This window comes from Streptomyces tauricus (assembly GCF_014650955.1).
Classification (GTDB): Bacteria; Actinomycetota; Actinomycetes; order Streptomycetales; family Streptomycetaceae; genus Streptomyces; species Streptomyces tauricus.
In genome coordinates this window covers 1-7,479 of record NZ_BMVY01000077.1, presented here as the reverse complement: position 1 = coordinate 7,479, position 7,479 = coordinate 1, and the positions used below count along the sequence as shown (strand labels likewise).

At 72.8% G+C, this 7,479-nt stretch carries 1 protein-coding gene; it reads right to left on the bottom strand.

Going from position 1 to position 7,479, the window contains the following annotated elements; all coding sequences use genetic code 11:
- The coding region (locus IE278_RS41365) for a type I polyketide synthase (RefSeq protein ID WP_189780186.1) at positions 1-7,479 on the bottom strand (7,479 nt) is incomplete at both ends.

Genomic DNA, 7,479 nt, shown 5'->3' with positions numbered 1-7,479 from the left:
CACCAACGCACCCAAACCACCCGTCCCACCCGTCACCAACACCCACCCCGAACCCCACACCGACGACCCCGGCGACCCCGAAGACCCCGACGACACCACCGGCTCAGCGCCGACCAGTCGAGGTACGTGGATCTCCCCGGCGCGGACCGCCGCCTCGGGTTCGCCCGAGGCGGCCACTGCGGCCAGGGCGGCCAGGGCGGCCAGGGCGGTGGACGGCACAGGTGCGTCGTCCAGGTCCACCAGGACGAACCGGTCGGGGTTCTCCGCCTGGGCGGCCCTGACCAGGCCCCAGACGGGTGCCTGCGCGAGCTGTCCGGCGCTGCCCGCCGTCGTGGCTCCGCGGGTGACCACCATGAGGCGGGACGCCGCGAACCGCTCGTCGGCCAGCCACCCCTGGACGACGTCCAGCACACGGTGCGTCACGGACCGGACGCCCGCAAGGACATCACCGTCACCGTCGCCGCCGTCACCGGACGGGCACGCCCACACCACGACATCGGGGCAGCCGGCCTCGGCCAGCTCGGCCAGATCCGCGAACGCGGGCACGGCGTCGCCGAGACCGCAGCGGTCTGAGCCGAGTACCGCTGCCTTCACGTCGGGCCGTACGGGCATGTCGGGCGCGGGGGTCCAGGCCACGGTGAAGAGCGAGTCGTCCGGCCCGCCCCGCGCGGTGAGCTGCTCGGGCGTCATGGGCCGCGAGACGAGCGACTCCACGGTGAGCAGCGGCCGGCCCGCCTCGTCGGTGGCCGCCAGCTCCATCGCGGTGCCACCCAGCGGCGACACCCGGACGCGGAGCGCCGGGGCGCCCGCGGCGTGCAGGTGCACTCCGCTCCACTCGAACGGGAGCAGGGCCTCCTCGCCGTCGTCGAGCAGGATCACGTGCAGCGCGGCATCGAGCAGCGCCGGGTGGATCCCGTACGCGGCTGCCTCGGCGTGCTCGTCCTCGGGCAGCGCGACCTCGGCGAACAGGTCGTCACCGGCCCGCCACGCGGCGCGCAGCCCCTGGAACACCGGCCCGTACCCGAAGCCACGCTCGGCGAGACGGTCGTACACGCCGTCCAGGTCGATCGGGGTCGCCCCGGCGGGCGGCCACTGCTCGGAGCTCACCGGCGTCCCGTGGTCCGGAGCAGCAGGCTGCTGTCCGGCGCCCGCGGCCAGCACGCCTTCGGCGTGACGGGTCCATGCGTCCTGACCGGTCGCGCCGTCGTCGTGCCGCGAGTGGACGCTCACCGTGCGGCGCCCCAGCTCGTCGGGCTCGCCCACGGCCACATGGAGCGCGACCCCGTGTTCGGGCAGGATGAGCGGTGCTTCCAGGGTGAGTTGCTCCAGTACGCCGCAGCCGACCTGGTCCCCGGCCCGTACGGCCAGTTCCACGAAGGCGGTACCCGGCAGCAGTACCGAACCGAACACCTCGTGGTCGGCCAGCCACGGCAGGTCCCCGGCCGACAGCCTGCCGGTCAGCGCCACCCCGTCGGAGCCGGGCAGGCCGACCACGGCACCGAGCAGCGGATGCTCTGCGGGGCCGAGGCCCATCGCGGCGGGGGCGTCGCCCGTCGCGGAGTCCACCAGCCAGTACCGGTCCCGTCGGAAGGCGTAGGTGGGCAGTTCGACCAGTCGCGCTCCCCGCCCGGCGAACACCGCGTGCCAGTCGACAGCGGCTCCCGCGATGTGGAGCTGTCCGAGCGCGGTGAGCAGGACGGTCGACTCGGGTTGGTTGTTACGCGACACCGGCACGAACGCGAGAGGTACGGACAGCTCGTCGTCCAGGCAGTTCTGGGCCATCGCCGCGAGGACGGCGTCGGGTCCCAGTTCTACGTACCGGGTGACGCCTTCCGACGCCAAGTGCCGTATGCCGTCGGCGAACCGGACCGTTTCACGGACGTGCCGGACCCAGTAGTCGGCCGAGTCCAGGCCTTCAGCCGGTCCGCCGGTCACGTTCGAGACGACCGGGATGGCGGGCGCGCTGTAGGTGACGGCCTCGGCAACCTCGCGGAAGGCGTCGAGCATCGGGTCCATGAGCGGGGAATGGAAGGCGTGCGAGACCCGCAGCCGGTTCGTCTTCCGACCCAGTGCGGCGAAGTGGGCTTCGACAGCGGCGACTTGGGCGTCCGCGCCGCTGACCACGACCGAGGTCGCACCGTTGACCGCCGCGATCGCCACCGCCGCGTCGTCCAGCAGCGGAGCGACCTCCTCCTCGCTCGCCTGGATCGCGACCATCGCCCCACCCAGCGGCAACGCCTGCATCAACCGGCCGCGCGCCGTCACCAACTTGGCCGCGTCACCGAGCGAGAACACCCCCGCCACATACGCCGCCGCCAACTCACCGATCGAATGACCCGCCAGGACGTCAGGCCGTACACCCCATGATTCGAGGAGCCGGAACAACGCCACCTCGACCGCGAACAGACCGGTCTGCGTGAACACCGTCTGGCCGAGCAACTCCGGCTCGGACCACATCACCTCGCGTATCGGCCGGTCGAGATGCTGGTCCAGGGCCGCACACACCTCGTCGAGCGCTGCCGCGAACGCCGGGAAGGCCTCGTACAACTCCCGTCCCATACCAACCCGTTGCGCACCCTGCCCCGAGAACAGGAACGCCGTCGCGCCCTCCGTCCGGCCCTGGCCGGTGTGGCTGTGGTCTCCTGCGGCGAGCCTGTCGAGGCCGGCGAGGAGTTCCGCGTGGTCCTCGCCCACCACCACGGCGCGGTGCTCCAGCGCGGCCCGCGAGGTGGCCAGGGAGAAGCCGACGTCGACCGGGTCGAGTTCCGGGCGGTCCTGGAGGAACTGAAGCAGCCGGGCGGCCTGGGCCGTCACCGCGTCCCGGTCCCGTCCGGACACCAGCCACGGCACCGGCATCAGCCCTGGCGCCGGCGTCAGCCTTGGCACCAGCGGCGTGCCGGTCGGCCGTTCGTCGTCCTCGGCCGGCGCGGGTGCCGCTTCGATGATGACGTGGGCGTTGGTGCCGCTGATCCCGAACGAGGAGATCCCCGCCCGGCGCGGACGGCCGTCCACCTCCGGCCACTCCCGCGCCTCCGTCAGCAGCTCGACCTCGCCCGCGGTCCAGTCCACGTGAGGTGTCGGCTCGTCGATGTGCAGTGTGCGCGGCAGGACACCGTGGTCCATGGCCTTGACCATCTTGATGATCCCCGCCACACCGGCCGCCGCCTGGGTGTGACCGATGTTCGACTTGATGGAGCCGAGCCACAGCGGGCGCCCGTCAGGACGGTCCTGCCCGTACGTGGCCAGCAGCGCCTGCGCCTCGATCGGATCGCCGAGTGTCGTGCCTGTGCCGTGCGCCTCCACCGCGTCCACGTCCGCCGCGCCCAGGCCCGCGGTGGCCAACGCCTGCCGGATCACCCGCTGTTGGGAGGGGCCGTTCGGCGCGGTCAGTCCGTTGGACGCGCCGTCCTGGTTGACCGCCGAGCCACGGACGACGGCCAGTACCGGATGACCGTTGCGCCGCGCGTCCGACAGCCGCTCCACCAGCAGCATGCCCGCGCCCTCACCCCACGAGGTGCCATCGGCTCCGGCGGCGAACGACTTCGCCCGCCCGTCCCGCGCCAGGCCCCGCTGACGGCTGAACTCGACGAACGTCTCCGGCGTCGCCATCACCGCGACCCCGCCCGCCAGCGCCAACGTGCACTCCCCCGACCGCAGCGCCTGCACCGCAAGATGCAACGCCACCAGCGACGACGAGCACGCCGTGTCCACCGTCACCGCCGGGCCCTCCAGGCCCAGCGTGTACGAGATGCGGCCCGACGCGACCGAGCCCGTGTTACTGCTCGACGCGTAGTCGTGGTACATCGCTCCGGCGAAGACACCGGTCCGGCTTCCGCCCAGGGACGACGGGTCGATCCCGGCACGTTCCAACGCTTCCCAGGAGGTCTCCAGCAGCAGCCTCTGCTGGGGGTCCATGGCGAGGGCCTCACGCGGGGAGATCCCGAAGAAGGCCGCGTCGAACTCGGCCGCCTCGTGCAGGAACCCGCCGGTGTCGACGTAACTGGTGTCCTGCCGGGCGCCTTCGGGGTCGTAGAGGCGTCCGATGTCCCAGCCGCGGTCACGGGGGAAGTCCGAGACCGCGTCCACGCCGTCGGCCACCAGCCGCCACAGGTCGTCGGGCGCGGTGACACCGCCCGGGAAACGGCAGGCCATCCCCACGATCGCTATCGGCTCGTCGGCCCGGGCCACGGTGGGAAGCGGGGTGTCCGGGGTGTTGCCGGTCACCGTGTCCCGGAGGTGACGGGCGAGGACGGTCGGCGTCGGGTGGTCGAAGACGAGCGTCGGCGACAGGCGGAGTCCGGTCGCCTCGCTCAGCGCGTTGCGGAACTCCACCGCCGACAGCGAGTCGAACCCCAGCTCGCCGAAGGCGCGGGCAGGGTCGATGGCCGCGGGACCCGGATGCCCGAGGACGGCCGCGGCGCTGCCGCGCACGATCTCCAGCAGCAGGGCTTCCCGCTCGTTCTCGGACAGGCCGGCCAGCCGCTGTCCGAGGCCCGATGTCCCGCCCGTTCCGCCCGTTCCGCCGGTTCCGCCGCCGGCGAGACGTCGTACCGGGCGCCGGACCAGACCGCGCAGCAGATGCGGCACTTCGCCACCGGCCGCGCCGAGTGCCCTGAGGTCCAGGCTCATCGGGACGAGCACGGCCTCGTCCACCGTGGCGGCCGTGTCGAGGAGGCCGAGTCCCTGTTCCGCGGACAGCGCCTTCAGGCCGGTACGGGCGAGGCGACGGAGGTCGGCGTCGTCGACCTGCCCCGCCATGCCTCCGCTCCACAGCCCCCAGGCGAGCGACTGGGCCGGCAGGCCGTTCGCCCGGCGGTGTGCGGCCAGGGCGTCCAGGAACCCGTTCGCCGCCGCGTAGTTGCCCTGGCCGGGCGCCCCGAGCACACCCGCCGCCGAGGAGAACAGGACGAACGCCGAGAGGTTCATGTCGCGGGTCGCCTCATGCAGATGCCAGGCCGCGTCCACCTTCGGACGCAACACCGCGTCCACCCGCTCCGGGGTCAACGACGAGATCACCCCGTCGTCCAGCACCCCGGCGACATGCACCACACCCGACAGCTCACGGCCCGACACCAGCGCCGCGACCGCTTCCCGGTCCGACACGTCACAGGCCACCGCCTCGACCTCGGCACCCAGCCCGGTCAGCTCCGCACACAACTCAGCCGCCCCGGGCGACTCCGCGCCCCGGCGTCCCACCAGGACGAGACGACGCACCCCGTGCCCCGTCACCAGGTGCCGCGCCAACACACCGCCCAGCGCACCGAACGCACCCGTCACCAGGACAGCACCACCGTCACCGGAGAACACCGACGGGGAATCGTCCGGAGCCTCCACCACCGCCGCACGCGCCAACCGGGAAGCGTGCACGACACCCGCGCGTACGACCAGTTGAGGCTCGTCCAGTGCCACGGTCGCCACCGCGTCAGCGGGCCCGGCGGACGCGTCGAGATCGACCAGGACGATCCGGCCGGGATTCTCCGACTGCGCCGACCGCACCAGACCCCACACCGCCGCACCCGCGAGGTCGGTGACATCCTCACCCACCGAGGACACCGCACCACGCGTCGCGACGACCAACGTCGCGTCGGCGAACCGCTCCTCCGCCAGCCACGACCGCACGACGTCGAGGGCACGACCGACACTCGGCCGCACGGCGCTCGCGTCACCGGTCGGGAGCTCCAGCAGTACGACCTCGGGTACGCGGGCGTCGGGTACGGGGGCGTCGAGGGTCAGTGTGTCCCAGTGCGCCCAGGACGGCTGGTCGGCGACGGGCCGCGTTTCGATCGGGGACCAGACGACACGGAACAGCGACTCGTGGAACGCGGGCCGGGCGAGGGCGAGCTGGGCGGCGGACGTCTCGCGCAGCGTCAGCGACTCCACCGACGCCACCGGGCGGCCCGCCGGGTCCGCGAGTTGGAGGGACACGCTCGCCGTACCGGTCCGGGTCAGCCGGACGCGCAGTGACGTGGCACCGGAGGCGAACAGTTCCACCCCGGACCAGGCGAACGGCAGGGCTGTGCCCTGGTCGTCGTCGCCCGACGCGAGCGCGTGCAGTGCGGCGTCCAGGAGCGCGGGGTGCAGGCCGAAGCCGTCCACCGCCTCGGGGTCGGGGAGCGCGACCTCGGCGAACACCTCGTCGCCGCGCCGCCACACCGCACGCAGCCCCCGGAAGGCCGGTCCGTACTCCAGCCCCGCCTCCGCCAGGTCGTCGTACAGGCCGGTGATGTCCACCAGGGTCGCGTCCGTCGGCGGCCACTGCTCAAGCGCGAGATCGGGCGCGGCGCCCCCGGCCGAGACATGACCGGAGAGGTGGCCGGAAGCCTGACCCGAGACACGGCCCGAGGCATGGCGGGTCCAGGGCGCGTTGATGTCGGTTCGTGAGTGGACGGCGACCGTACGCGCCGGCGACTCACCCGTGTTCCCCACGACGACCTGCACCGAGACGGTGCCCTCGGCCGGAAGCACGAGAGGCGCTTCCAGTGTCAGCTCGTCCAGTGCTCCGCAGCCGACCTGGTCGCCGGCGCGGATCGCCAGTTCCATGAGCCCGCTGCCCGGGAACACGACGTTGCCGAACACCTCGTGGTCGCGCAGCCAGGGCTGGTCGTGGACCGACAGCCGTCCCGTCAGGACGACACCGTCCGAGTCGGGTGAGGAGATGACCGCGCCCAGAAGCGGGTGGCCCGAGGCCTCAAGCCCCGCGGAGGCGATGTCGTCGCCGCCGAGCGCCGAACCGGCCCACGCCTCACGCCAGTAGCTCCGCACGTCGAGCCAGTACTGCTCGTGTCGGAAGGCGTAGGTGGGGAGGTCGACGCGCCGGGCCCCACGACCGTCGAACAGCCTGGCCCGGTCGACGGGGACACCGGCCGCGTGCAGCCTGCCGACCGCCGTCAGCAACGTCCCGGACTCACCGTGCTCCCGTCGCAGCGTCGGCACCACCAGTACTCCGTCGTCCACCACGGTCGGCACCAGCGCGGACAGGACTCCGTCTGGGCCCAGTTCCACGAAGCGGGTGACCCCCTCGTCGTGCAGGGTCCGGACGCCGTCGGCGAACCGGACCGCCTCACGGACATGCCGCACCCAGTAGCCGGCCGAGCCCAGGTCCTCCGCCGGGCCGCCCGTCACGTTCGAGACGACCGGGACGGTGGGGCTGCTGTAGGTGATGCTCTCGGCCACCTCACGGAAGGCGTCCAGCATCGGGTCCATGAGCGGGGAATGGAAGGCGTGCGAGACCCGTAGCCGGTTCGTCTTCCGACCCAGTGCGGTGAAGTGGGCTTCGACAGCGCCGACTTGGGCGTCCTCTCCGCTGACCACGACCGAGGTCGGGCCGTTGACCGCCGCGATCGCCACCGCCGCGTCATTCAGCAGCGGGACGACCTCGTCCTCGCTCGCCTGGATCGCGACCATCGCCCCACCCGGCGGCAACGCCTGCATCAACCGGCCGCGCGCCGTCACCAACTTGGCCGCGTCACCGAGCGAGAA